The following is a 1,475-nucleotide window of genomic DNA, read 5'->3' on the forward strand; positions in this document are numbered from 1 at the left end:
CGTGGCTGCGCTCATGCGGCGGCTCCCTGCCGTCGGCTGGATCGGGATCACCCCCCGGCGCGGGCGGTCCCGTCTCCCGGGCGCGGTCGAGCCCCGGAGGACGCGGTTCGGGCCGGGATCGCCGCCAGGGTGCACGATGGGACGCCATCCGGCAATGCGCGGGACCGGGCCGGCCGGCGCCGCGGCCCGAGGCGTTCGGGGCCCGCTCCTCCCCACGCCCGCCGCGATGCACCGTGACGCGCCTCGGGGCGTCGGTCCGGTCAGCCGCCGGGAAGCCGGCTTTAGCAACGTTGCGTTCGGGCTTCGCGGCGTCCCGCGTCACCCCGGCGGCGTGAGGTTTGGGCCATGCCCCCGGCGGCGCAGCGCGCGGGGCCACGATAGTGTGTCCGGATGCGTGGGCGCTCCCGATGGACGGTGGCCGTCTTTGCGAGCGCAGCGAAGCAATCCAGGGTCGCGCCACGTCCACCGGGGTCACGCTGCTGCCCTGGGTCGCTTCGCTGCGCTCGCGATGACGGGAGCGGCGCGGAGCCCCCTACCCCGCCAGCGCCGCCTCGATGCCGGCGCCGAGGGCCAGGAGGCGGCGGTCCTGCCCGTGGCGGGCGAGCAGCATCAGCCCCGCCGGCCGGGCGAGATCCGGCATCGGCAGCGACAGGCCGGTGAGATCGAAGAAATTGCCGAACGCCGTGTTGCGCAGCATCAGGCGATTGGCGTTCAGGAACGCCGCGTCGTCCGCCTCCAGCGGGGCGGTGAGCGGCGCCGTGGTGGCGGTCGCCGGGAGGACCAGCACGTCGAGGGGGGCGAGAACCCGGTCGAAGGCGGTGATCAGTTCGGCCCGCCGGCGCATCGTCCGGACGTAGCGCGCCGCCGTCGCGGTCCGGCCGGCCAGGATGCGGCGGTGGACCCGCGGGTCGTAGCGGGACGCCGCGCTGTCCAGCCAGTCGGCATGGACCGCCGCGGCCTCGATCGCCGCGATAGAGCCGTCCGGCATGGCCGCGTCCATCGCGGCGAGGAGATCGTCGATCGGGTGGTCGACGATTCGGGCGCCAGCCCGGGACAGGCAGGCCAGCGCGCGCTCGAAGGCCTCGGCCACGAGCGGCTCCGTCTCGGTGAACAGCAGGCCCCGCGGCACGCCGACGCGCAGGCCCGCGACGGGGAAAGCCTCCAACGGCACGGGCTCCGCGCCCGCCATCACGGCGTCGGCGGCCGCGCATTCCGCCACCGTCCGGGCGAGCGGACCCAGCGAATCGAGGGCGTAGGAGAGCGGGAAGGCCCCGTCCAGCGGCACGCGGCAGGCGGTCGGCTTGAAGCCCACGACGCCGTTCAGCGCGGCGGGGATCCGGACGGAGCCCCCCGTATCCGACCCGATCGCGATGTCGCTGGTCCCCTGCCCCACCGAGACCCCGGGCGCCTGAGGACGAGCCCCCCGGGATGCGCGCCCGATCGGCGGGCTTGCCGGGGTGCCGTAATGCGGGTTG

At 75.7% G+C, this 1,475-nt stretch carries 1 protein-coding gene; it reads right to left on the reverse strand.

What is annotated here, in order from left to right:
* Positions 1–532 precede the first annotated feature (532 nt).
* Positions 533–1,475: amidase family protein (locus I53_RS01665; protein ID WP_251982183.1), on the reverse strand; the 943-nt coding region annotated here is incomplete at its 5' end.

The organism is Methylobacterium sp. B1 (genome assembly GCF_000333255.1).
Lineage (GTDB): Bacteria > Pseudomonadota > Alphaproteobacteria > Rhizobiales > Beijerinckiaceae > Methylobacterium > Methylobacterium fujisawaense.